Source organism: Streptomyces sp. HUAS MG56 (assembly GCF_058673395.1).
Genome location: NZ_CM178722.1, coordinates 7,049,901 through 7,073,455 on the forward strand (window position 1 = coordinate 7,049,901; position 23,555 = coordinate 7,073,455).

19 protein-coding genes are annotated in these 23,555 nt (G+C 72.6%); 14 read left to right on the forward strand and 5 right to left on the reverse strand.

What is annotated here, in order from left to right:
• Positions 1–56 precede the first annotated feature (56 nt).
• Positions 57–242 carry a 50S ribosomal protein L28 gene (gene rpmB, locus AC4OXY_RS33320; RefSeq protein ID WP_004924906.1) on the reverse strand — a complete coding sequence of 62 codons (186 nt, stop codon included), beginning with the start codon at positions 240–242 and terminating at the stop codon, positions 57–59.
• Between the two features lie 257 nt (positions 243–499).
• Here rpmB and AC4OXY_RS33325 point away from each other — a divergent pair, with 257 nt between their 5' ends.
• Entirely contained in the window at positions 500–2,197 is a 1,698-nt protein-coding gene (locus AC4OXY_RS33325) for a DAK2 domain-containing protein (protein WP_491994670.1), read from the forward strand.
• Positions 2,198–2,201: 4 nt separating this feature from the next.
• Here AC4OXY_RS33325 and AC4OXY_RS33330 read toward each other — a convergent pair whose 3' ends face one another.
• Together AC4OXY_RS33330 and AC4OXY_RS33335 are read right to left on the reverse strand one after the other, a co-directional pair.
• Positions 2,202–5,381 carry a tetratricopeptide repeat protein gene (locus AC4OXY_RS33330; protein ID WP_491991544.1) on the reverse strand — a complete coding sequence of 1,060 codons (3,180 nt, stop codon included), beginning with the start codon at positions 5,379–5,381 and terminating at the stop codon, positions 2,202–2,204.
• A complete protein-coding gene (locus AC4OXY_RS33335; RefSeq protein ID WP_402066864.1) occupies positions 5,378–7,249 on the reverse strand; it encodes an HSP90 family protein in 1,872 nt (623 codons plus the stop codon). Before AC4OXY_RS33335 ends, AC4OXY_RS33330 begins: the two co-directional genes overlap by 4 nt.
• 224 nt (positions 7,250–7,473) lie before the next feature.
• On the opposite strand from AC4OXY_RS33335, the gene AC4OXY_RS33340 reads away from it, so the two are divergent.
• From AC4OXY_RS33340 to mutM, 8 genes are all read left to right on the forward strand, one after another.
• A complete protein-coding gene (locus AC4OXY_RS33340) occupies positions 7,474–10,710 on the forward strand; it encodes a helicase-related protein (RefSeq protein ID WP_491991545.1) in 3,237 nt (1,078 codons plus the stop codon).
• A gap of 49 nt (positions 10,711–10,759) precedes the next feature.
• Complete coding sequence (rsmD, locus tag AC4OXY_RS33345) at positions 10,760–11,347, forward strand: 16S rRNA (guanine(966)-N(2))-methyltransferase RsmD (RefSeq protein ID WP_356024606.1); 588 nt, start codon at positions 10,760–10,762, stop codon at positions 11,345–11,347.
• Positions 11,348–11,373: 26 nt separating this feature from the next.
• Positions 11,374–11,853, forward strand: coding sequence for a pantetheine-phosphate adenylyltransferase (gene coaD, locus AC4OXY_RS33350; protein WP_356024739.1), 480 nt, complete (start codon positions 11,374–11,376; stop codon positions 11,851–11,853).
• A 66-nt stretch (positions 11,854–11,919) separates the two neighbouring features.
• Entirely contained in the window at positions 11,920–12,978 is a 1,059-nt protein-coding gene (locus AC4OXY_RS33355; protein WP_356024605.1) for a F0F1 ATP synthase subunit B, read from the forward strand.
• Between the two features lie 130 nt (positions 12,979–13,108).
• Positions 13,109–13,759 (forward strand): YceD family protein, encoded by a 651-nt coding sequence (locus AC4OXY_RS33360; protein ID WP_356024603.1) that lies wholly within the window; start codon positions 13,109–13,111, stop codon positions 13,757–13,759.
• Between the two features lie 2 nt (positions 13,760–13,761).
• Positions 13,762–13,935 (forward strand): 50S ribosomal protein L32, encoded by a 174-nt coding sequence (rpmF, locus tag AC4OXY_RS33365; protein ID WP_003951102.1) that lies wholly within the window; start codon positions 13,762–13,764, stop codon positions 13,933–13,935.
• Between the two features lie 8 nt (positions 13,936–13,943).
• Positions 13,944–14,780 carry a ribonuclease III gene (rnc, locus tag AC4OXY_RS33370; protein WP_376289285.1) on the forward strand — a complete coding sequence of 279 codons (837 nt, stop codon included), beginning with the start codon at positions 13,944–13,946 and terminating at the stop codon, positions 14,778–14,780.
• Between the two features lie 94 nt (positions 14,781–14,874).
• On the forward strand, positions 14,875–15,735 hold the full coding sequence (gene mutM / locus AC4OXY_RS33375; protein WP_356024598.1) for a bifunctional DNA-formamidopyrimidine glycosylase/DNA-(apurinic or apyrimidinic site) lyase: 861 nt from the start codon (positions 14,875–14,877) through the stop codon (positions 15,733–15,735).
• Here mutM and AC4OXY_RS33380 read toward each other — a convergent pair.
• Positions 15,708–16,115: a winged helix-turn-helix transcriptional regulator gene (locus AC4OXY_RS33380; protein WP_356024596.1), complete on the reverse strand. Its 408-nt coding sequence runs from the start codon at positions 16,113–16,115 to the stop codon at positions 15,708–15,710. The two genes, mutM and AC4OXY_RS33380, sit on opposite strands and share 28 nt — an antisense overlap.
• A 126-nt stretch (positions 16,116–16,241) precedes the next feature.
• Between AC4OXY_RS33380 and AC4OXY_RS33385 the strand changes: the two genes are divergently transcribed.
• Both AC4OXY_RS33385 and AC4OXY_RS33390 read left to right on the forward strand, forming a co-directional pair.
• Complete coding sequence (locus AC4OXY_RS33385) at positions 16,242–16,826, forward strand: flavodoxin family protein (protein WP_491991546.1); 585 nt, start codon at positions 16,242–16,244, stop codon at positions 16,824–16,826.
• 64 nt (positions 16,827–16,890) lie between these two features.
• Positions 16,891–17,376 carry a GNAT family N-acetyltransferase gene (locus tag AC4OXY_RS33390; RefSeq protein WP_491991547.1) on the forward strand — a complete coding sequence of 162 codons (486 nt, stop codon included), beginning with the start codon at positions 16,891–16,893 and terminating at the stop codon, positions 17,374–17,376.
• Positions 17,377–17,395: 19 nt separating this feature from the next.
• Here the strand turns inward: AC4OXY_RS33390 and AC4OXY_RS33395 are convergent, their stop codons facing one another.
• The gene (locus tag AC4OXY_RS33395) at positions 17,396–18,601 is read right to left on the reverse strand and encodes a CAP domain-containing protein (RefSeq protein WP_491991548.1); all 1,206 of its coding nucleotides are present in this window, start codon (positions 18,599–18,601) and stop codon (positions 17,396–17,398) included.
• Between the two features lie 181 nt (positions 18,602–18,782).
• On the opposite strand from AC4OXY_RS33395, the gene AC4OXY_RS33400 reads away from it, so the two are divergent.
• From AC4OXY_RS33400 to smc, 3 genes are all read left to right on the forward strand, one after another.
• Entirely contained in the window at positions 18,783–19,064 is a 282-nt protein-coding gene (locus tag AC4OXY_RS33400) for an acylphosphatase (protein WP_356024586.1), read from the forward strand.
• A gap of 382 nt (positions 19,065–19,446) precedes the next feature.
• Positions 19,447–19,650, forward strand: coding sequence for a hypothetical protein (locus AC4OXY_RS33405; protein WP_023546484.1), 204 nt, complete (start codon positions 19,447–19,449; stop codon positions 19,648–19,650).
• A gap of 249 nt (positions 19,651–19,899) precedes the next feature.
• The gene (gene smc / locus AC4OXY_RS33410) at positions 19,900–23,523 is read left to right on the forward strand and encodes a chromosome segregation protein SMC (RefSeq protein ID WP_491991549.1); all 3,624 of its coding nucleotides are present in this window, start codon (positions 19,900–19,902) and stop codon (positions 23,521–23,523) included.
• Positions 23,524–23,555: the final 32 nt, after the last annotated feature.

Genomic DNA, 23,555 nt, shown 5'->3' on the forward strand with positions numbered 1-23,555 from the left:
TGAGGTGGACCGGCTCAGTGCAGCGAACCAGCAGTGGCCGCGCGCTTAGCTGTGCGTCAGCGCGAGACCTTGCCGGCCTTGATGCACGAGGTGCAAGCGTTCACGCGCTTCGGCGTCCCGCCGACCACGGTACGCACACGCTGGATGTTCGGGTTCCAGCGGCGGGGCGTACGGCGGTGCGAGTGCGAGATGTTGTTGCCGAAGCCCGGCCCCTTGCCGCAGACGTCGCAGTTGGCAGCCACGGGTCACTCCAAAGACTTCAGATGCACTTACGGATAATCCCGGCATGCCGGGATCGAGATCGTACGACCTGAATCTGAGTGGCGTTGCCAGGGGAACGGCCCGATGTGGATCGGGCAACCGGAGCAGCATACAACGACTGCGTCCGTACAACGAAACTACCATGGCAGCTCAGGCCCCCGCCCCCGGCCCTCTTCCGCCGGACACCGGCCCGGGGTCTACGCTGCGTCCCACGTACGGCCGGCTCAAGGAGGCGCAGGTGGCGCAGGTGCCGCAGACATTCTTCGATGCTCTCGCGGTGCGCACCTGGTGCGGTCTGGCGCTCGGCGCACTCGGCCGGGCACGCGAGGAGATCGACGCGATCAACGTCTACCCCGTGGCCGACGGGGACACCGGCACGAACCTCTACCTCACCCTGGAATCGGCGGCCACGGCCGTGGAGGCCGTCTTCGCCGGGTACGAGACGGGCTCCGGGCCCGGACCCGGTCCGGGCGCCGGGGAGCCGTCCCTCGCGGACGCCGTGCACGCGATGGCCCACGGCGCGCTCATCGGGGCACAGGGAAACTCCGGGACGATCCTCGCGCAGCTGCTGCGGGGGATGGCCCAGGTGCTCGCGCGGGACGACGAGGCCGCTCGCGTCGACGGCGCCGGGCTGGGACGGGCGCTGCGGCAGGCCGCCGACTCCGCCCGGCAGGCCGTCGCCCGCCCGGTCGAGGGCACCGTGCTGACGGTCGCCTCGGCCGCCGCCGACGCCGCGGAGGGGGCCGAGGGCGACTGCGGGGCGGTCGCGTGGTCGGCCTACGAGGGCGCGCGGGCGGCCCTGGCGGCCACTCCGGGCCAGCTGGCGGTGCTGGGCCGGGCCGGGGTGGTCGACGCGGGCGGACGCGGCCTCGTGGCGGTCCTCGGCGCGCTCGTGGAGGCGTTCACGGGGGAGGCGGTACCGGACGTGCCGGGGGCCCCTGCCGCTCCTCAGGGGCACGCGCGCGTAACGGCCGTTTCCGAGGCGGGGCCGTGCGACGACGGGCCCGGCGCGGACGGGCCCGCCTACGAGGTGATCTACCTGCTGGAGGCCGGGAACGGCGCCGTCGCTCGGCTCCGGGAACGGCTCGACGCGCTCGGCGACTCCCTGGTCGTGGTCGGCGGCGACGGGCTGTGGAACGTCCACGTGCACGTCGACGACGCCGGTGCCGCCGTGGAGGCGGGCGTGGAGGCCGGACGGCCGTACCGGATCCGGATCACGCACTTCGGGCTCGGGGACGCGCACACCGGGCGCGGCCGGCCGCCACGCGAGCGCGTGCAGCGGGCCGTCGTCGCCGTCGTGCCGGGCGAGGGCCTGGCCGGGCTGTACGCCGAGGCCGGCGCGACCACCGTCCTCGCGCGCCCCGGGGAGCCGCCCGCCAGCGGGGAGCTGGTGCAGGCCCTTCGGCGGGCCCACGCGCGCGAGGTCGTCCTGCTGCCCAACGACGCCGAGCTGCGCCACACGGCCGCCGCGGCCGCCGAGCAGGCCCGCACCGAGGGCATCCGCGTGGCCCTGATCCCGACCCGCTCGGCGGTCCAGGGCATCGCCGCGCTCGCCGTGCACGAGCAGGGGCGCCGCTTCGACGAGGACGTCGTCCAGATGACCTCGGCGGCGGGCGCCACCCGCTACGCCGAGGTGGCCGTCGCCGAGCACGAGTCCTGGACGACGGCCGGCATCTGCCAGGCTGGGGACGTCCTCGGACTCATCGACGGCGACGTGGCGGTGATCGGCGCCGACGTCACCGCCACCGCCGTCACCGTCCTCGACCGCATGCTCCAGGCGGGCGGCGAGCTGGTCACCCTCGTCGTCGGCGACGAGGCCCCCGAGACCGTCGCCCAGCACCTCCAGGCCTGCGTCCGGGAGTCCTACCTCGCCGTCGACACCGTGGTGTACCGGGGCGGTCGGCAGGGCGCGCTGCTGCTCATCGGTGTGGAGTGAGGGTTCACCGTTCCAGCTCCAGCAGCTGCGCGGCCTCCGCCCGCCGCTCCCGCACCGTCTCGTCCCCGGCGTCCTGGTCGGCGTTCTCGTAGGCTTCGAGCACCGCACGCGCGCGTGCGGCCGCCGCGGCGGGCCGGCCGAGGTCGGCCTCCAGCCAGCCCGCGGCGAGTTCGGCACCGGTACGGCTGGCCAGCCCGTCCGCGCCGAGCGCGCCGAACAGCGTTGCCGCCCGGTCCATCTGCGCCAGCGCGGCCTCGAACACCCCCTGGATCACACTGTCTTCGACCTCCTCGGCCTCCTCGGTCGCCGAGCGGGCCAGCAGATCGCCGAACTGGCGGTGCGTGGCGCCCAGTTCGGCGGTGAGCTGCTCCCGTACCACCGGATCCGCCGCGGCCTCCAGCGCGCCCTCGCAGGTGCGCACCGCCTGCGCCATCAGCTCCCGCGCACCCCGCGCGCCGGACTCCGCGCGCAGCGCCAGCCACGCGCGGGCGCGCAGCGAACGCACGAGGAAGTGCGGGTTGCCCAGCGCCCGCCACAGCTCGCCCGCGCGCGTGTACGCCTGCTCCGCCTCGTCCAGCAGCCCGGCGTTGCCCAGGGACTCGGCGGCGAGATGGGCGAGCGTGGCGTGGTCCTGCTGCTCGGGCCAGTGCCGGGCGAACTCGGCGGCCCGCAGCCGGCGTTCGGCGGCCCCCTGGTGATCGCCCAGCTCGCTCAGACAGTCGCCGAGCCACCACAACGCCTGGACGACGGGCCCGTCGCCGTGCGTCTCGGCGGACAGGTCCGCCAGGGCCGACTCCAGCACCTCGGCGGCCTCCGCGCAGCGGCCCCGGCGCAGCAGGAAACCGCCCAGCTGCTGGCGCGCCCAGGCGCCGAGCGTGCCGCTCTCGCCCGCCTCGTCGGCCCAGTGCGCGGCCTGGAGTGCCTGCTCGGCGGCCTCGACGACATCGCCGCGCCCGCCGACGACCTCGGCGAGCTGGAGATGCAGCTGGGCCCGCCCGACCGGCTCCACGTACGCCCCGCCGTGCTCCAGCGCGGACCGCAGCGCGCGCTCGGCCGCGTCCGCGTCACCGGCCTGATGGGCGAGGGCGGCGACCTGTACCTCGTACTCCACGGCGAACCACGGCAGGCCGGCGTCGACATAGGCGGCGGCCGCCTCGCGGAACAACGCCGCCGCTTGCCCGGCGTCCCCGCGCACCCCCGCCAGCTCGGCCAGCATCGCCCTCGCCTCCGCGGCCCGCGCGGCCAGCCGCACATCGTCCGCCCCCCGCCCGTCCACGAGCGCGAGCACCTCCCGCACAGCCCGCTCGGCCCGCGCCACGGCATCACCGCGCGCAGCTGCACCGGGCCCACCCGCACCGGCCTCCTCGGACGCCGGACCGTCCGATGCCAGTTCTCCGGGCGCCGATCCCTCGGGCCCCGGCCGGCCGGGTGCCTGCCGCTCGGCCGCGGGCCCGCGCGAGCCGGTCTCTTCGGACGCCGGGCCGCTCGGATCGGCCTCTGCGGGCGCGGGCCCGTCCGACGCGGCTTCGGCCTCTTGGCGTGCGGTCTCCTCGAACACCGCTCCCTCGTGTACGCCCCGCATCAGGATCCGTGCCCGGCTCATCGCCACCGAGGCCGTCTGCCGCAGACCGGTGCCCTCCTCGGCGTACAGGGCGAGGATCTCGTCGTACAGGGCTGTGACGGAGGTCAGGGCGGCCGTCACCTCGCCCGTCAGGGCGCGGACGTAGGCGCCACGCGCGCGTGCGCCCAGTGCCTCGCCGGGGTCGCCCGCCTCCGCGTACAGCTCCGCCGCCCGTGCGAACAGCGCGACGCCCTCGGGGCCGCGGGCCATCGCCTCGTGGTCGGTGATCTCCGCGCGGGCCCGCGGCTCCAGCTCCGCGCCCCGCGCCGCCTCCGCGACCGCCGCCCAGGCCTCCAGGGCGTGCGGGCGCAGCGTCTCCGACAGGCGCCGGGCCTCGGCGAGCAGGGCGGGCAGGCCGGGTGCCGCCGCCGTTCCGGAGGGCGCGGCAGGTGCCACCGGCGCCGCTGCGGTGCGGGGCGTACGGACGCCCAGCGGGAGCCGGTCAGCGAGCGGCCGCTGGGCCATACGCGCGCGTGCCCGGTCGCCGACGTACGCCGTGCCGTTGCGCCGGTCGAACCGCTCGGCCAGCGCCAGCGCCTCCGCGCGCGCGTGGACCGCGAGTTCGCCCGCGGTCCAGGTCCGCCCGGCCGGCCCCGGCACCCGCCGGTCGCCGAGGCCCAGCTCGGTCAGCCGGTCCATGAGCAGCGCCACCACGGCCATGAAGTCCAGCAGGCTGCGCGGATGCCCGGTGTCGGTGAAGTACGCCGGCCGCTCGGCGAGCAGCTCCAGACCGCGCGCCTCGTTGCCGCTCAGCGCGCAGAACTCCACATGGTCGGCGTACGCACCCCGCATCGACTCCATCGGGCGTACGAGACGAAAGCCCCGCAGGTGATGCGCCCGGGCCTCGTCCACGCGGCCCAGGCGCAGCAGCGGGGCCAGGGAGGACGCCAGCACGGTGTGCGGTTCGTGCGCGCACGCGAACTCGCCCTCCAGCACCGGCCGCCACAGCTCCAGGGCCTCCTCGTCCCGGCCGAGCGTCACCTGCCATTCACCCTGCCCGTGCAGCTCGCACGCGTGGCAGTCGGCCATCTCGTCCCGGTCGGCGGCCAGCCACGCGGCGTACGCCCGCTCCGCGCGCGCGTGGTCGCCGACGTGCGCGGCCACGCTGAACTCCGCGCTGCGCACGGCCCGTTCGGAGTGCCCGGCGAGCCGGTAGCGGTGCGCCATCTCGCCGAGCCACTTCTCGATGGAGGCGAGCGGCACGTGCGGCTGGTCGAGCATGCCCGCCGACATCCACTTGAAGACCCAGTGCAGCGAGTGCGCCTCGTACGCGTCGAAGTCCTCCGGCCGTTCGTCCCACATGCGCAGCAGCCGCGCGAACGGGACGAACATCTTGTCCTTCTCGGAGCTGTAGTTGTAGACCTTCAGCTGGTGTCCGAGCGCCTCGATCACGGCGAGCCGGACGTCCAGCCGCTCGGCGTCGGCCAGCAGCCGCTCCGCGCGCGCGTTGCGGGCGGGCCCCTCCGGCTGCTCGGAGTTCTCCGCCATCGCCCGGCGCAGCGTGTCGAAGTCCGTGGCCCCCTCGCTCCCGCCGGTCCCGTGCGTGCCGTCGATTCCGCTCATCGGTGATCGTCCTCTCCCCGAGCCCCCTGAGCGGACTCTCCGTGCGTGGCCCATTCCAGGAGGCCGAGGAACGCCCGGTTGAGCAGCGCCGAGTCGGCCGGCCGCAGCGGGCGCTGCGCCATCAGCAGGGCCTGCCCGTACAGCGACTCGGTGGCGGTGCCGATCAGTTCCGGGTCCGCCAGCGAACCGATGCGCCGCACCAGCGGGTTGAGATGGTTGAGCACCAGACGCGCGCGCGGGGCGCTGCCGCGCAGCGAGCCCAGGATGCCCGCCCACAGGTCGTCGGCCCGCTCCTCGGCGTCCGCGCGCGCCTGCTCGTGCCGGGCGCCCCGGTCGTCCAGGTGCAGCGCGGGCACGGACAGGGGGTGGAAGGCCCGCAGCACGACGTCGCAGCCCAGCGGGTCGAGCTTGGCCCGCGCGGCCGCCAGGAAGCCCGACAGCGCCAGTTCCTCGGCCGGGTCCACGGAGTCCAGGTGCGCGGTCACGGTGTCCGCGTCCAACTCGGCGACCACCGTCCCCGGCCGCACCGACGGCAGCGCCTCGACCAGCTCGCTGTCGTACGTGTAGCCGCCGTTGACGACGCCCACACCCTGCGCGGACGCGATCGGCGCGACCTGCCGGTACTCCTCGACGGTCCGCGTGAAGTGCACCACCGGGTGGCGCTGCGCGAACTCCTCCAGGGACAGCTGCCCGTCGGTCGTCTCGAACGGCAGCCACGGCAGCATCGTGCGCAGCATCCCGGCATCGTGCCGGGCCAGGGACTTGACCCCCAGGTGGTGCACGGCGAGGAAGGCCCGCAGCCGCTCCGGATCACCGGCGGCGAGCCCCGTGAGCCAGGAGCGGATCCGGTCGCCGAGCGCGTCGCGGACCGCGGCCAGCGTCTCGTCCTCGTACAGCGACTCGCGCGAGGCCGTGGGCCGCAGGCTGTCGGTGTCCAGCACACAGCGCACGAAGAACGCCCAGTCCGGCAGTACCTGTTCGGCCCGCTCGGTCAGCAGCATGCCCTTGAGATGCACCCGGTGCCGTGCCCGCTGGGCCGGTCCGACCGAGGCCGGCAGCACGTACGCCACCCCGCGGATCCCGGCCAGCGGCACGTCCAGGTCGATCGAGTCCAGCGGCGCGAACCCGAACAGCTCCCGACAGTGCCGGGCCAGCGCCACCCTTCGGCCCGCCGGGCTCGGATACGGCCGGTCCCAGGGCGCGGGCAGCTCGGTGACCGGCTCCTCGCCGACCCGGACGTCGTACGGCAGCAGCGAGCCGAAGTCCCGGGCCAGGGCCAGGACCCGCTCGGGCGCGAGCCACTCGGCGGCGCCCGGACGCGCGGTCAGGTACACGGTGGTGCCCGGCTCGGGCCGCGCCGAGCCGTCCAGCGTGCGCACGGTGTACGACCCGTCGTCGCGGGCCGTCCACTCGACCGGCGGCGCGTCGGGCGTACGGGCGCTGCGGCTGACCACGCGGATCCGCTCGGCGACCACGAAGCAGGCGAGCAGCCCGATGCCGAACTGGCCGAGGAAGCCGGAGCGCGCCTCCCGCAGGCCCTCGGCCCGCTTGGAACTGCGCCCGATGGTGGCCAGCAGCTCGTGCACGTCCGCCTCGGTGAGCCCGATGCCGCTGTCCTCGACGCGCAGCCCGCCGTCCGCCGGGTGCAGCCGGACCAGCGCCGGGGCGTCCGGCTGCTCGGCCCGCCGCGCGGTGACCGCGTCGACCGCGTTCTGCAGCAGCTCGCGCAGATAGACCTTGGGGCTGGAGTAGAGGTGATGGGAGAGCAGGTCCACCAGACCGCGCAGGTCGACCTGGAACGTGTGAGGCGGGTGAGGTTGGTGGGGTGACCGGGATGCCTGGGATGACTGTGAGGTCTGGGATTCCATCGTCACTGCGCCGGAGGGGGGACGCGTGCGGCGCGGGGTCGGGCGGTCCCGGATGGGGCGGTGACCGCGGAAAGGGGGCCGGAGCGCGCCATCCTAGGGCCGGATCAGCGCACCTGACCAGGGCTTTCCCTGATTTTGACGGCGTGGCGGGACGAATGCGCAGGGCAGCGCGCACGGCGGCCGGGCCGGGCGGTGCTACGGCATTGTCAGTGCCGTGGTGTGCAATGGATCTCGTGCCCGCACTGGAAGAACCCCTGAAGCAGCCCCTGAAGTCAGTGCTCGGCCCCGCCACCGCGAAGGTGATGGCCGAGCACCTCGGCCTGGACACCGTCGGCGACCTCCTGCACCACTACCCGCGCAGATACGAGGAGCGCGGCCAGCTCACCCACCTCGCCGACCTCCCCATGGACGAGCACGTCACGGTGGTCGCCCAGGTCGCCGACGCCCGGCTGCACACGTTCGCCTCCGCCAGGGCGCCGCGCGGCAAGGGCCAGCGCCTGGAGGTCACGATCACCGACGGCAGCGGCCGCCTCCAGCTGGTCTTCTTCGGCAACGGCGTGCACAAGCCGCACAAGGAGCTGCTGCCGGGCACGCGCGCGATGTTCGCCGGCAAGGTCTCCGTCTTCAACCGCCGCCTCCAACTGGCCCATCCCGCCTACGAACTGCTGCGCGGCGACAGCGAGGAAACGGTCGAGAGCTGGGCCGGCGCCCTGATCCCGATCTACCCGGCCACCGCCAAGCTGGAGTCCTGGAAGATCGGCAAGGCGGTCCAGACGGTGCTGCCCGCCGCCCAGGAGGCCGTCGACCCGCTGCCGGGCCCGCTCCTCGAAGGCCGCGGCCTGCTCCCGCTCCCCGAGGCACTGCTCAAGATCCACCGCCCGCACACCAAGGCGGACATCGCCGACGCCCGCGCCCGGCTCAAGTGGGACGAGGCCTTCGTCCTCCAGGTGGCCCTGGCCCGCCGCCGCCACGCGGACGCCCAGCTCCCGGCCGTCCCCCGCAGGCCCCGGCCCGACGGCCTCCTCACGGCCTTCGACGACCGCCTCCCCTTCACCCTCACCGAGGGCCAGCGGAAGGTCTCCCGCGAGATCTTCGACGACCTCGCCACGGAACACCCGATGCACCGCCTGCTCCAGGGCGAGGTGGGATCGGGGAAGGCCCAGCCACTGGACTCGCTCGTCCTGACGCCCAGGGGGTTCAGGCGGATGGGAGACATGAGGGAGGGCGACGAGGTCATCGTGCCCGACGGAGATGTCGCCCTGGTCGACGGGGTCTTCCCACAGGGAGAGCGCGAAGTGTGGCGCATGGTGTTGTCCGACGGGAGCTCCGTGGAATGCGATGACGAGCACCTCTGGATCGTCGGCACGAGGTGCGGGTGGCAGCGCGGTCAGCCGCCGAAGGTGATGACCGCGAGGGAAATCCGGCACGACCTGTTCGAAGCCGACGGCTCGTCGAAGTGGTACATCCCGGTGGCCACGCCGGTGGACCTCGGCGACGACTCGGGACTCCCGCTGGACCCGTATCTGTTCGGACTCCTCCTGGGCGGTGGTTCGTTCCGGCACGACCTGCGCCTGTCCACCGAGGACGCGGAGATCCACGACGCCGTCGCGGCTTCCGTGGCTCCGGACTGCCGCCTCGTGGCGGTCCAGGGCTCCCGGTGCGACTACATGATCCAGCTGTCGCAGCGCGCGGGCGGCGTCCGGAACCCGGTGATCCAGGTCCTGCGTGACCTCGGTCTCTGGGGCCTGGCGTCCCACGACAGGTTCGTCCCCGACGACTTCAAGAACGCGTCGATCAAGAATCGGCTCGCTCTCCTGCAAGGGCTGCTGGACACGGATGGCACGATTCACCGGGACGGGATGAGCATCTCCCTGTGTTCGGCCTCGCGCAGGCTCGCGGATGACGTCGCCTGGATCGTGCGGTCCTTGGGCGGCCGGGCGCGGGTGCTGCCGAAGGGATCCGCCTTCAACGTCTCGGTCGCGCTGCCCGACGAGTTCGCCCCCTTCCGGCTCACACACAAGGCGGAGCGCGTGCGGCCACGTCCGGAACACAACACCTTCAGGCGTGGCATCCGGGCGGTGGAGTATGTGGGCCGGAAACCGGTCCAGTGCATCAGCGTCGCGCACTCCAGTCACGCGTACGTCACCGACCACTTCTCGGTGACCCACAACACCATGGTCGCCCTGCGCGCCATGCTCGCCGTCGTCGACGCGGGCGGGCAGGCGGCCATGCTCGCGCCCACCGAGGTGCTCGCCCAGCAGCACCACCGGTCGATCACGGAGATGATGGGCGAGCTGGCCGAGGGCGGCATGCTGGGCGGCGCCGAGCAGGCCACCAAGGTCGTCCTGCTCACCGGCTCCATGGGCGCCGCCGCCCGCCGCCAGGCGCTGCTCGATCTGGTCACCGCCGAGGCCGGCATCGTCATCGGCACGCACGCGCTCATCGAGGACAAGGTCCAGTTCCACGACCTGGGCCTGGTCGTGGTCGACGAACAGCACCGCTTCGGCGTCGAACAGCGCGACGCCCTGCGCGGCAAGGGCAAGCAGCCGCCCCACCTCCTCGTCATGACGGCCACCCCCATCCCGCGCACGGTCGCCATGACCGTCTTCGGCGACCTGGAGACCTCGGTCCTCGACCAGCTCCCGGCCGGCCGCTCACCCATCGCCAGCCATGTCGTCCCGGCCGCCGACAAGCCCCACTTCCTCGCCCGCGCCTGGGAGCGGGTCCGCGAGGAGGTGGCGAACGGCCACCAGGCGTACGTCGTCTGCCCCCGCATCGGCGACGACATCGACGAGGCCGACGCCAAGAAGGCCAAGAAACCGTCCCCCGAGGACGAGGCGGAGAAGCGCCCGCCGCTCGCGGTCCTCGACGTGGCCGACCAGCTGGCCAAGGGCCCACTCCAGGGGCTCACGGTCGAGGTGCTGCACGGCCGTATGCACCCCGACGACAAGGACGCGGTCATGCGCCGCTTCGCGGCCGGCGACACCGACGTCCTGGTGGCCACCACGGTCATCGAGGTCGGCGTCAACGTCCCCAACGCCACGGCCATGGTCATCATGGACGCCGACCGCTTCGGCGTCTCCCAGCTCCACCAGCTCCGCGGCCGCGTCGGCCGCGGCTCGGCCCCCGGCCTGTGCCTGCTGGTCACCGAGATGCCCGAGGCGAGCGCGGCCCGCCAGCGGTTGAACGCGGTCGCCGCCACGCTCGACGGCTTCGAGCTCTCCCGCATCGACCTCGAACAGCGCCGCGAGGGCGACGTCCTCGGCCAGGCCCAGTCCGGCGCCCGCAGCAGCCTGCGCGTCCTCGCCGTCATCGAGGACGAGGAGGTCATCGCGGAGGCGAGACAGGAGGCGACGGCGGTGGTGAGCGCGGACCCGGAGCTGGAGCACCTGCCGGGCCTGCGGACGGCGCTGGCCGCCCTGCTGGACGACGAGAGGGAGCAGTACTTGGAAAAGGGCTGAAGCGGCCTGCCACACTGAATCCGTCACCACCCCCGACCAAGGACCGAAGATGACCCGCGTGATCGCCGGCACCGCCGGCGGACGTCGCCTGGCCGTACCGCCCGGCACCGGAACCCGGCCCACCTCCGACCGCGCCCGCGAAGGTCTCTTCTCCACCTGGCAGTCCCTCCTCGGCGGCCCCCTCGACGGCGAACGGGTCCTCGACCTCTACGCCGGCTCGGGCGCCGTGGGTCTGGAGGCGCTCTCCCGCGGCGCGAGCCACACGCTCCTCGTGGAAGCCGACGCCCGCGCGGCGAGGACCGTCCGCGACAACGTCAGGAACCTCGGCCTGCCCGGCGCCGAAGTGCGCGCGGGCAAAGCGGAACAAGTCATCAGAACCGCGCCCCCCGCCGAGCCGTACGACCTCGTCTTCCTCGACCCTCCGTACGCCGTCACGGACGACGATCTTCGCGAGATTCTGCTCACACTCCGCTCCGAACGCTGGCTCACCGAAGAAGCCCTCGTCACCGTGGAGCGCAGCACCAGAGGCGGAGAATTCCGCTGGCCCGACGGATTCGCACCACTGAGGTCCCGTCGCTACGGCGAGGGAACGTTTTGGTACGGTCGCGCCGCCTCTACGTGCGAAGACGCACGATGACCGGACCGGAGAGCGAGGGATCACAAGTGCGCCGCGCCGTCTGTCCCGGGTCGTTCGACCCCATCACCAACGGACACCTCGACATCATCGCCCGTGCCTCGCGCCTCTACGACGAGGTCTACGTCGCGGTGATGATCAACAAGTCCAAGAAGGGCCTGTTCGAGATCGAGGAGCGGATCGAGCTGATCCGCGAGGTCACCGCCGAGTACGACAACGTGCGCGTCGAGGCCTTCCACGGCCTCCTGGTCGACTTCTGCAAGCAGCGCGAGATCCCGGCCATCGTCAAGGGCCTGCGCGCCGTCAGCGACTTCGACTACGAACTGCAGATGGCCCAGATGAACATCGGGCTCACGGGCGTCGAGACGCTGTTCGTGCCCACCAACCCCACGTACAGCTTCCTGTCCTCCTCCCTGGTGAAGGAGGTCGCGGCCTGGGGCGGCGACGTCTCGCACCTGGTGCCCGCCCCGGTGCTGGGGGCCCTCAACAAGCGCCTGCACAAGGACTGATGGGACCGATGGGACTACAGTCGTCCCGTCCGTCTCCAACCCGGCTGTAGAGAGTGGCGAGCACAGGTGGACGTGCAGAAGAAGCTCGACGAGATCGTCTCCGCGGTCGCCGGCGCCCGCGCCATGCCCATGTCGGCCTCGTGCGTGATCAACCGCGCCGAGCTGCTCGCGATGCTGGAAGAGGTGCGCCAGGCCCTGCCCGGCTCCCTCGCGCAGGCGCAGGAGCTGATCGGCGGCCGTGAGCAGATGGTCGAGCAGGCCCGCCAGGAGGCCGAGCGGATCATCGAGGGCGCGCACGCCGAGCGCGGCTCGCTGATCTCCGACACCGAGATCGCCCGCCGCTCCCAGTCGGAGGCCGACCGGATCCTCGCCGAGGCCCGCCAGGAGGCCGAGGAGGTCCGCGCCGAGGCCGACGACTACGTCGACTCCAAGCTCGCCAACTTCGAGGTCGTCCTCACCAAGACCCTCGGCTCGGTCGGCCGCGGCCGCGAGAAGCTGCTCGGCACCGGCCCCGGCCTGGACGAGAACGGCTACGAGGACGAGGACGCCCCCGAGCGCAGCCACGACCCGGAGACCCTGCGCCACACCGCCGACCAGTACGTCGACGCCAAGCTGGGCGCCTTCGAGGCGGTCCTCGCCAAGACCCTGGAGGCCGTCGGCCGCGGCCGGCAGAAGCTGCACGGCCGGATCGCCACGGACGACCTCGGCGCCCTCGCCGACGACACCACGACCTTCCAGCACTCCAGCGACGCCGACTACCTCGCCGACCTCGCGGCCCTCGCCGAGCAGGACGCCCCGGCCGAGCGCCAGGACCGGCCGGCGCAGCAGCAGCCCCAGCAGCCGTCGTACGAGCCGCAGCCGGCGTACGGCTACCAGCAGCAGCCGGACCCGTACGCGGCCTTCCCCCAGCAGACCCAGACCGGCTACGGCTACCAGCAGGCCGACCCCTACGCCTACCAGGGCTCCTACGACCCCCAGCAGGCCGCTTACGACCCCCAGCAGGCCCAGCAGTCCCACCAGCACCAGGGACAGCAGGGCTACGCCCTCGACGAGACCAGCCTCTTCGACACCGGCATGATCAGCGCGGAGCAGCTGCGGGCGTACGAGCAGGGCCGGGGCCTGTAGACAGGGCCGGATTGGGCCGAGAGCGAAAGGTCCAGTATCCTGGCTCTTCGGTCGCGCGTATGTCCGCGATCTGCGCTGCCCGGAACACCGAAGGGCGGCGTCCCTCCGAGTTTGAAGATCGAAAGCAGGAATGGCTCCCAACGCCCGCCTCGACCACCGCAACCCTCTCGTGTTCGACACACACGAGCTGGGGCGGCGTCCTGGCGCGCTCCAGCGCCTGACCCGCACGATCGACGCCCCCGCGGATCTCGGGATCCAGGGAGTCATCGGAGTGCCCGAGGGCGCCCCGCTGGAGCTCGAACTCCGCCTTGAGTCGGTCATGGAAGGGGTGCTCGTCACAGGCACCGCCCGTGCACTGGCCGAGGGGGAGTGCGTAAGGTGTCTGGAGCCGGTCGAGCAGCAGCTCGAAGCGGACTTCCAGGAACTGTTCTCGTACCCTGACGCCGACGACCGGGGCCGCGTGATCGCGGAACCGGGCGACGACGCCGAGGACGACGAGGACAGGTTCTTCCTCGAGGACGGACTCTTCGACCTCGAACCTCTGCTGCGCGACGCGGTGGTGCTCGCACTGCCGATGCAGCCGGTGTGCCAGGAAGACTGCCAGGGCCTGTGCTCCGAGTGCGGAGCGCGGCTCACGGACAACCCGGACCACCATCACGACGCCGTCGACATCCGTTGGGCGGCTTTGCAGGGACTCGCCGGTTCACTCGAAGACGGCGAGAAGGACGAGATGAGCGGCGCTGACGCGGAAGCGGGCGTCGACGAGAAGCAGGAGAAGTAGCCGTGGCTGTTCCGAAGCGGAAGATGTCGCGCAGCAACACGCGCCACCGCCGGTCGCAGTGGAAGGCTGCGGTCCCCACCCTGGTTGCGTGCGAGCGCTGCCACGAGCCCAAGCAGCAGCACATCGCGTGCCCGTCTTGCGGCACCTACAACAAGCGCCAGGTCCTCGAAGTCTGAGCGGCCAGGTGAGAGGCACTGTGTCCACGCCCAAGAAGAACTCTTCCCGTGCGAGCGGGAGCCCGGCGGACAACCAGGCCTCGTCCCACACGCTTCTGGAAGGGCGGCTCGGCTATCAGCTTGAGTCCGCCCTTCTGGTGCGCGCGCTGACCCACCGCTCGTACGCGTACGAGAACGGCGGTCTGCCGACGAACGAGCGGCTGGAGTTCCTCGGGGACTCCGTGCTCGGCCTCGTCGTCACGGACACGCTGTACCGCACCCACCCCGACCTGCCCGAAGGCCAGCTGGCCAAGTTGCGGGCCGCGGTGGTCAACTCGCGTGCGCTGGCGGAGGTCGGCCGTGGCCTCGATCTGGGCGCCTTCATCCGGCTCGGCCGTGGTGAAGAGGGCACAGGAGGCCGGGACAAGGCGTCCATCCTCGCCGACACCCTGGAAGCGGTGATCGGTGCGGTCTATCTCGACCAGGGCCTCGACGCGGCGTCCGAGCTGGTGCACCGGCTCTTCGACCCGCTGATCGAGAAGTCCTCCAACCTCGGTGCCGGCCTGGACTGGAAGACCAGTCTCCAGGAGCTGACCGCGATCGAGGGGCTCGGCGTGCCCGAGTACCTGGTCACGGAGACCGGCCCCGACCACGAGAAGACCTTCACTGCTGCCGCCCGCGTCGGAGGCGTCTCGTACGGCACCGGCACCGGCCGCAGCAAGAAGGAGGCGGAGCAGCAGGCCGCCGAGTCCGCCTGGCGGGCCATCAAGGCCGCCGCGGACGAGCGCGCCAGGGCCGCCGAGGCGGCCGACGAAGCCTCCGGGGCCGACGCCGAGGACGGCGAGTCCTCGTCCGCTCCGGCCTGACCCACAGCAGCACGAGCGCCCGCACCGCCGTTCCCGGCGGGCGGGCGCTCGGCTCATCCACCGCTCCGTGCGAGCGCTCTGTACGGGGGTCCCGATGCCCGAGTTGCCCGAGGTCGAGGTCGTACGGCGCGGTCTCGCGCGCTGGGTGGCCCAGCGCACCGTCGCCGAGGTCGAGGTGCTGCACCCGCGCGCCGTACGCCGGCACATCGCGGGCGCCGACGACTTCGCGCACCGCCTCAAGGGCCGGCACATCGGCACCCCGAGCCGCCGCGGCAAGTACCTGTGGCTGCCGCTGGAGGAGACGAACCAGTCCGTCCTCGCCCACCTCGGCATGAGCGGCCAGCTGCTGGTGCAGCCGCACGAGGCGCCGGACGAGAAGCACCTGCGCATCCGTGTCCGGTTCGCGGACTCCCTCGGCACGGAGCTGCGCTTCGTCGACCAACGCACCTTCGGCGGGCTGTCGTTGCACGACAACACCCCCGACGGCCTGCCCGACGTCATCGCGCACATCGCCCGCGACCCCCTCGACCCGCTGTTCGACGACGACGCCTTCCACCGGGCGCTGCGCCGCAAGCGCACCACCATCAAGCGGGCCCTGCTCGACCAGTCGCTGATCAGCGGCGTCGGCAACATCTACGCGGACGAGGCGCTGTGGCGCGCCCGCGTCCACTACGAGCGCCCGACGGCGAACTTCACCCGCCCGGTCACCCAGGAACTCCTCGGCCACGTCCGGGACGTCATGAACGCGGCGCTCGCCGTCGGCGGCACCAGCTTCGACAGCCTGTACGTCAACGTCAACGGCGAGTCGGGCTACTTCGACCGGTCCCTGGACGCGTACGGCCGCGAGGGCGAGCCCTGCGGGCGGTGCGGTACGCCGATCCGCCGCCGCCCGTGGATGAACCGGTCGAGCTACTTCTGCCCGAAGTGTCAGAGGGCGCCGCGCGTCTCGTCGTAACGCGCGCGTGCCGTGAGCACGTCGTCCATCGCGCCCTCCACGCAGTGGATGAGGGCGAGCAGCCGCCCGGCGACCTCGCGGCCGAGCGCGGTCAGTTCGTAGTCCACGCGCGGCGGATTCGTCGGCTGTGCCTCGCGGTGCACCAGTCCGTCGCGCTCCAGCGCGTGCAGCGTCTGGGACAGCATCTTCTCGCTCACCCCGTCGACCCGGCGGCGCAGCTCGTTGAAGCGCAGCGACCCCTCGTACAGCGCGCCGAGCGTCAGCCCGCCCCAGCGGCCCGTGACGTGCTCCAGCGTCGCGCGCGACGGGCAGGCCTTGGCGAAGACGTCGTACGCGAGGGTGTCCGCGAGGTGGTCCTGTTCCTGGGGCGTGGCGCTCATGACAGAAGGATACGCACACACAGCGCTAACCACCAGGTTGCACTAACCAGAAGTTAGTGCTTTCCTAGGGTCACTGCTTTTGAGCTGCCAACTCGCCCTCCGGGCTGTCCGATCGAGGAGTCTGTCGTGACCACCCCTGTCGTTTCCATCGCCTACCACTCCGGCTTCGGCCACACCGCCGTCCTCGCCGAGGTCGTGCGCGCCGGCGCCGCCGACGCGGGTGCCGAGGTGCACCTGATCAAGGTCGACGAGATCACCGACGAGCAGTGGGAGACGCTGGACCGCTCCGACGCGATCGTCTTCGGCTCGCCCACCTACATGGGCACCGCCTCCGGCGCCTTCCACGTCTTCGCCGAGGGCACCTCGGGCCGCTGGTTCACCCGCGCCTGGCAGGACAAGCTGGCCGCCGGCTTCACCAACTCGGCCTCCAAGAGCGGCGACAAGCTGCACACCCTGCAGTTCTTCCAGACCCTCGCCGCCCAGCACGGCATGCACTGGGTCAACCTCGGTCTGCTCCCGGGCTGGAACGCCAGCACCGCCTCGGAGAACGACCTCAACCGCCTCGGCTTCTTCGCCGGCGCCGCCGCGCAGAGCAACAACGACCAGGGTCCCGAGGGCGTCCACAAGGCGGACATCGCCACCGCCGAGCACCTGGGCCGCCGGGTGACGGAGACGGCGCTGGTGTTCACGCGCGGTCGCAGCGCCGCCTGAGGCCGCCGGAGATTCGGGGGAAATACGGGAGACGAGGGCGGGCCGGGTCGCGTACGGTCCCGGCATGCCCGAGCTGTGCCTGCTCCGCCCGGACCACGCCCCCGCGCTCCTCGCCTTCGAGCGGGAGAACCGCGCGTACTTCGCCGCGTCCGTCCCGGACCGGGGTGACGACTTCTTCGCCCGGTTCGACGAGCGGCTGCGCGCCCTGCTGGCGGAGCAGGAGGCGGGAGAGTGCTACTTCCACGTGGTGGCAGGCGCCGACGGCGAAGTACTGGGACGGGTCAACCTCGTGGACGTGGCCGAAGGCGGCGCCGCACTCGGCTACCGCGTCGCCGAGCACGCGGCCGGACGGGGGCTGGCCACCTGGGCCGTCCGCGAGGTGTGCGTGCTCGCCGCCGAGCGGTACGGCCTGAGCGTCCTGCGCGCCGCAGCCGCCCTCGACAACCCGGCCTCGCGCACGGTGCTGACCCGCACCGGCTTCACCGTCACCGGCGAGACCCGGCTCCCGCACAGCGGCCGCCCCGGGCTGGCCTACCGCCGCGCTCTGTGAGCCTCGGTGACCGAGAGCCTCAGTAACCGAAGTCCTGCGTCCACCAAGGGCCGCCCGTGCCGAGGTGGACACCGACGCCGAGGGTCTTGAAGTCGCAGTTCAGGATGTTGGCCTTGTGACCGGGGCTGTTCATCCAGGCCGTCATCACGGCCTGGGCGTCCGCCTGGCCGCGGGCTATGTTCTCGCCGCCGAGGTTGCTGATCCCGGCCGCCGAGGCCCGGTCCCACGGCGACTTGCCGTCCGGGTCGGTGTGGTCGAAGAAGCCCCGCGCGGCCATGTCGTCGCTGAACGCCTCGGCCAGCCTGGTCAGCGAGGAGTTCGCCGTGAGCGGGCTGCACCCGACCTTCGACCGCTCCTGGTTGACGAGCCTCAGCACCTCCGCCTCGGCGGCGCTCCGCGCCGACACCGACGCCGGCGCGGCGCTCGCCGCGGGCGCCTTGCTCGCCGTACGCGACGGGCTGCTCGCCGGCCGGGACGCGGTGGCCCGGGGCGCCGGGATCCCGCCCGCCGTCCTGGACGGCGTGGCCGAGGGGGAGGCCGACGTAGAGGCGGAGGCGGAGGCGGAGGCGGACGGGCTCGGGGACGCCGGGCGCGTCGCGGCCCTGCCGGCGCCGGCGTCGCCCTCGCGGCGGTCGGCGCCGCCCGACGTGCCGCCCTGCTCGGTCGCCGTGTTGCCCGGCGAGCCGGCCGCCTGCACCGAGTCGCTGCCGGTGTCCGTGCCGCCGCCGAGTCTGTAGTGCTCCAGCCCCGGCACCACGCCCGTGGCCACCGCGGCCGTGCCGAGCAGGGCGGCGGCGGCCGTGCCGAGCAGGCCCACGCGCACCGGCCCGCCGGCCCTCTTGCGGCGCCGACGGCGGGAGGAGTCGCCGCCCGGCGTGAACCCGCCGCCCGCCCCGGAGCCCGCACCACGGCCGTCGGCGAACGGATAGGCGCGGGCCCGGGGGTTCGCCCCCGTGTAGGCCTCCGGGTTCAGGTACGGCGCGATGCCCTTGGGTATCCCGTCCCGCCGGTACAGCTCCAGGGCGTACGGGTCCTGCGTGTACATGTCCGTCGTGTACGGGTCCTGGGCGTACGAGTCCGTCGTGTACGAGTCGGTCGTGTACGCGTCCCGCGTGTACGGGTCCGGTGGGCCGTCGCTCCCGGTGGCGGAGGTGTCCGTGTGCGTGACCCCCGTGGCGCGTCCCTCGGCGGCGCGGCCGGCGGCGGAGCGTCGGTGCCGTCCCATCCCCTTGCCCTCTTCCTCGTCCTCGCGGGCTCCCCGGTCCCTGGTGGCGCCTGACTCCCTCTGGCCCACCCGACTCACTCGATCGAGTGAGTTTCATATGAGATGCATTGGGTGGGGACGGTACCCCATGGCGTCGGGAGGCGACGCGTCCCGAGCGACATCGGCCGGTTAGGTTGCACCCATGAGCGAGGATGTACGGCTGGTCGCCTGGGTGCGTGGACGCGTCCAAGGTGTGGGTTTTCGTTGGTTCACGCGTGCGAAGGCGCTGGAGATCGGCGGCCTGAGTGGTTTTGCTCTCAATTTGGCCGACGGCCGGGTCCAGGTGGTCGCGGAAGGGCCGCGCGAGGACTGCGAGGGGCTGCTCGACTGGCTCCAGGGCACCGACACGCCCGGGCGCGTGGAAGGCGTCACCGAGATCTGGGACACACCCCGAGGCGGCTACGACGGCTTCGCCATTCGCTGACCGGGGTCCGCGACGCCGCACCGGCAGGCGCGCGAAGAGGTGCCGGGCGCGCGTGTGGAGGGTGGAAATGGCCTGGTGGTTGCCAAGAAGAGCCCGGCATGGCAGGCTCCCCTGCTACGACTGATCGACACGCCCCGAGGCACCGGAAGAGTCGCCGCGCCGCCGATTTCCCGGCCGCGTGCCCCCGGTTCGCCCACCAATACGGGGTGTGATCGTGTTGACCGTCAAACTTTTTGGTGAGACGCTGAAAGCCCCGCGCACCTTAGCTGTTTGGCATGAAGCAACAGCAGAGCAACACCCGGATGTGCCAAGCACCGCGGGTGCGAATCCCTCACGACCCACACCGCATCGGTCGGTCACTCAGTGTGGAGGACCATCCATCATGGCAAAGGCGCTTCTCGGTTACGTCGGCGGCTCCGACCCTCGACTCCTCGCCGAGATGCGACGGTTGCAGCAGCGTGTCCAGGACCTGGAGTCCGAGCTCGTACGGATCCAGGCGGAGAACGACGCGCTGACGGCTGCCGCCTCTCAGGACAGGATCATGGAGAGCATCGACGCACACCAGGCGGAGCCTGCGCTCACCTGATTACTGCATCGCTCCACGACAGCAGTCGCAGTCATCGGGCTGCCGATTCAACCGCTCAGTCGACCGGACGGCTGCAACCCAGTCGTCAGAGTTGCAAGGGACGCTCCGGCGTCCCTTCCTTCTTTCTTCTTGCCCCCGCATGCTTTCACCCTCTTTAACGTACGGTGTGCCCTGCATGTTCACTGGTGAAACCGCGTGGCCCGGAGGGTTCGTGGAGTGAGATAGCGGCGCCCGGTAGAGTCCGACGGCGTGCACCTCAAGGCCCTGACCCTCCGCGGGTTCAAGTCGTTCGCCTCGGCGACCACACTCCGGTTCGAACCGGGTATCACGTGTGTCGTGGGACCGAACGGCTCGGGCAAGTCCAACGTCGTGGACGCGCTCAGCTGGGTCATGGGCGAACAGGGCGCCAAGTCGCTGCGCGGCGGCAAGATGGAGGACGTCATCTTCGCCGGCACCACCGGCCGCCCCCCGCTGGGCCGCGCCGAGGTGTCCCTGACCATCGACAACTCCGACGGTGCGCTGCCCATCGAGTACGCCGAGGTCACCATCACGCGGATCATGTTCCGCAACGGCGGCAGCGAGTACCAGATCAACGGCGACACCTGCCGGCTCCTCGACATCCAGGACCTCCTCTCCGACTCCGGCATCGGCCGCGAGATGCACGTCATCGTCGGCCAGGGCCAGCTCGACTCCGTCCTGCACGCCGACCCCATGGGCCGCCGCGCCTTCATCGAGGAGGCGGCCGGCGTCCTCAAGCACCGCAAGCGCAAGGAGAAGGCCCTGCGCAAGCTGGACGCGATGCAGGCCAACCTCGCGCGCGTGCAGGACCTGACCGACGAGCTGCGCCGCCAGCTCAAGCCCCTCGGCCGGCAGGCCGCGGTGGCGAGAAGAGCGGCCGTCATCCAGGCCGACCTCCGCGACGCCCGCCTGCGGCTGCTCGCCGACGACCTGGTCCGGCTGCGCGAGGCGCTGAAGAGCGAGATCGCCGACGAGGCCGCCCTGAAGGAGCGCAAGGAGTCGGCCGAGCAGGAGCTGAGGAAGGCCCTGCAGCGCGAGGCCCTGCTGGAGGACGAGGTACGGCAGCTCACGCCGCGCCTCCAGCGCGCCCAGCAGACCTGGTACGAGCTGTCCCAGCTGGCCGAACGCGTACGGGGCACGATCTCGCTGGCCGACGCGCGCGTGAAGAGCGCGACGTCCGCTTCCCCCGAGGAGCGGCGCGGGCGCGACCCGGAGGACCTGGAGCGCGAGGCCGCCCGCATCCGTGAACAGGAGGCCGAGCTGGAGGCCGCCCTGGACGCGGCCCAGCACGCCTTGGACGACACGGTCGCCCACCGGGCCGAGCTGGAGCGGGAACTGGCCGTCGAGGAGCGCCGGCTGAAGGACGTGGCCCGCGCCATCGCCGACCGCCGCGAGGGTCTGGCCCGCCTCAACGGCCAGGTCAACGCGGCCCGTTCGCGTGCGGCCTCGGCGCAGGCCGAGATCGACCGGCTGGCCGTGGCCCGCGACGAGGCACAGGAACGGGCGGTCACCGCCCAGGAGGAGTACGAGGCGCTCAAGGCCGAGGTGGACGGCCTCGACGCCGACGACGCGGACCTGGCCGAGCGGCACGAGGCGGCCAGACGGCAGCTCGCCGAGGCGGAGTCCGCGCTGAGCGCGGCCCGCGAGGCACTCACCACTGCCGAGCGCAGCCGCGCCGCGACCCAGGCCCGCCAGGAGGCCCTGGCCCTCGGCCTGCGGCGGAAGGACGGCACCGGGATACTGCTGGGTGCCCGGGACCGCCTGACGGGCGTACTCGGCCCGGCGGCCGAGCTGTTGACGGTCACCCCCGGCTACGAGGTCCCCCTGGCGGCGGCGTTCGGCGCGGCGGCGGACGCCGTCGCCGTGTCGACCCCGGCAGCGGCGGCGGACGCGATCCGCCTCCTGCGCAAGCAGGACGGCGGCCGGGCGGCGCTGTTGCTGGCGGGGCCGGCGGAGCCGACCCGAGGGGACGCGCCCCGCAGGGGCGCGGGGAACTGCGCGACAAGCCACGATGAACCCGCACCCGCCGAACTGCCGACCGCGGCACCCCCCGGTGGGCGTTTCGCGGCCGAGCTCGTGCGCGGAGATGCCGACCTGATGCCCGCCGTCCACCGCCTGCTGAGGGGAATCGTGGTCGTCGGCACCCTGGAGGACGCCGAGGACCTGGTCTACGCGCACCCCGAACTGACCGCCGTCACCACCGAGGGCGACCTGCTCGGCGGCCACTTCGCCCACGGCGGCTCCGCCGGCGCGCCGAGCCTGCTGGAGGTACAGGCCTCCGTGGACGAGGCAGCGGCCGAGCTGGCCGAGCTGGCGGTCCGCTGCGAGGGCCTCGCCGAGGCACAGCAGGCGGCGGCCGAGCACCGCGGGCAGGCCGCCGCCCTCGTGGAAGAACTGGGGGAGCGGCGCAGGGCCGCAGACCGGGAGAAGTCGGCCGTCGCCCAGCAGCTCGGCCGGCTCGCCGGGCAGGCGCGCGGCGCCGCCGGGGAGGCGGAGCGGTCCGCCGCTGCCGCCGCCCGCGCGCAGGAGGCGCTGGACAGGGCCGTACAGGAAGCCGAGGAGCTGGCCGAGCGGCTGGCGGTCGCCGAGGAGATGCCGGTCGAGGAGGAGCCGGACACCTCCGTCCGCGATCGGCTCGCCGCCGACGGGGCCAACGCCCGGCAGACCGAGATGGAGGCCCGGCTCCAGGTCCGTACCCACGAGGAGCGGGTCAAGGGGCTCGCCGGGCGGGCCGACTCGCTCGACCGGGCCGCCCGCGCCGAACGCGAGGCACGCGCGCGTGCCGAGCAGCGCCGGGCCCGGCTGCGGCACGAGGCGGCCGTCGCCGAGGCCGTCGCCGCCGGCACCCGGCAGCTGCTCGCGCACATCGAGGTGTCCCTCGCCCGCGCCGAGCGGGAGCGCACCGCCGCCGAGGCCGCGAAGGCGCGGCGCGAGCAGGAGCTGACCGCCGCGCGCACCGCCGGCCGCGAACTGAAGTCGGAGCTGGACAAGCTGACGGACTCGGTGCACCGCGGCGAGGTGCTCGGCGCCGAGAAGCGGCTGCGGATCGAGCAGTTGGAGACCAGGGCGCTGGAGGAGCTGGGCGTCGAGCCGGCGGGACTGGTGTCGGAGTACGGGCCGCACCTGCCGGTGCCGCCTTCGCCGCCCGCCGAGGGCGAGGTGCTGCCCGAGGACCCCGAGCACCCGCGCAACCAGCCCCGGCCCTTCCACCGGGCCGAGCAGGAGCGCCGGCTCAAGGCCGCAGAGCGGGCGTACCAGCAGCTGGGCAAGGTCAATCCGCTGGCGCTGGAGGAGTTCGCGGCGTTGGAGGAGCGGCACCAGTTCCTCAGCGAGCAGCTGGAGGACCTGAAGAAGACCCGGGCCGACCTGCTTCAGGTGGTGAAGGAGGTCGACGAGCGCGTCGAGCAGGTCTTCACCGAGGCGTACCGGGACACCGCCCGCGAGTTCGAGGGCGTCTTCAGCCGGCTCTTCCCGGGCGGCGAGGGGCGGCTGATCCTGACCGACCCCGACAACATGCTCACCACCGGTGTGGACGTCGAGGCCCGCCCGCCGGGCAAGAAGGTCAAGCGGCTCTCCCTGCTGTCGGGCGGCGAGCGGTCGCTGACGGCCGTCGCGCTGCTGGTGTCGATCTTCAAGGCCCGGCCGAGCCCCTTCTACGTCATGGACGAGGTCGAGGCCGCGCTCGACGACACCAACCTCCAGCGGCTGATCCGGATCATGCAGGAGCTGCAGGAAGCCTCGCAGCTGATCGTGATCACGCATCAGAAGCGCACGATGGAGGTCGCCGACGCGCTGTACGGCGTCTCCATGCAGGGCGACGGAGTGTCCAAGGTCATCTCTCAGCGGCTTCGCTGACCCTCTTCAAGATCAACTAACTCTGCGTTCAA

Excerpts from the sequence above, each read along its gene's own strand:
- AC4OXY_RS33330 (WP_491991544.1), bottom strand. The coding sequence starts at position 5,381 with ATGAGCGGAATCGACGGCACGCACGGGACCGGCGGGAGCGAGGGGGCC.
- AC4OXY_RS33335 (WP_402066864.1), bottom strand. The coding sequence starts at position 7,249 with ATGGAATCCCAGACCTCACAGTCATCCCAGGCATCCCGGTCACCCCAC.
- AC4OXY_RS33340 (WP_491991545.1), top strand. The coding sequence starts at position 7,474 with ATGGATCTCGTGCCCGCACTGGAAGAACCCCTGAAGCAGCCCCTGAAG.
- rsmD (WP_356024606.1), top strand. The coding sequence starts at position 10,760 with ATGACCCGCGTGATCGCCGGCACCGCCGGCGGACGTCGCCTGGCCGTA.
- AC4OXY_RS33360 (WP_356024603.1), top strand. The coding sequence starts at position 13,109 with ATGGCTCCCAACGCCCGCCTCGACCACCGCAACCCTCTCGTGTTCGAC.
- mutM (WP_356024598.1), top strand. The coding sequence starts at position 14,875 with ATGCCCGAGTTGCCCGAGGTCGAGGTCGTACGGCGCGGTCTCGCGCGC.
- AC4OXY_RS33380 (WP_356024596.1), bottom strand. The coding sequence starts at position 16,115 with ATGAGCGCCACGCCCCAGGAACAGGACCACCTCGCGGACACCCTCGCG.
- AC4OXY_RS33390 (WP_491991547.1), top strand. The coding sequence starts at position 16,891 with ATGCCCGAGCTGTGCCTGCTCCGCCCGGACCACGCCCCCGCGCTCCTC.
- AC4OXY_RS33395 (WP_491991548.1), bottom strand. The coding sequence starts at position 18,601 with ATGGGACGGCACCGACGCTCCGCCGCCGGCCGCGCCGCCGAGGGACGC.
- AC4OXY_RS33400 (WP_356024586.1), top strand. The coding sequence starts at position 18,783 with ATGAGCGAGGATGTACGGCTGGTCGCCTGGGTGCGTGGACGCGTCCAA.
- AC4OXY_RS33405 (WP_023546484.1), top strand. The coding sequence starts at position 19,447 with ATGGCAAAGGCGCTTCTCGGTTACGTCGGCGGCTCCGACCCTCGACTC.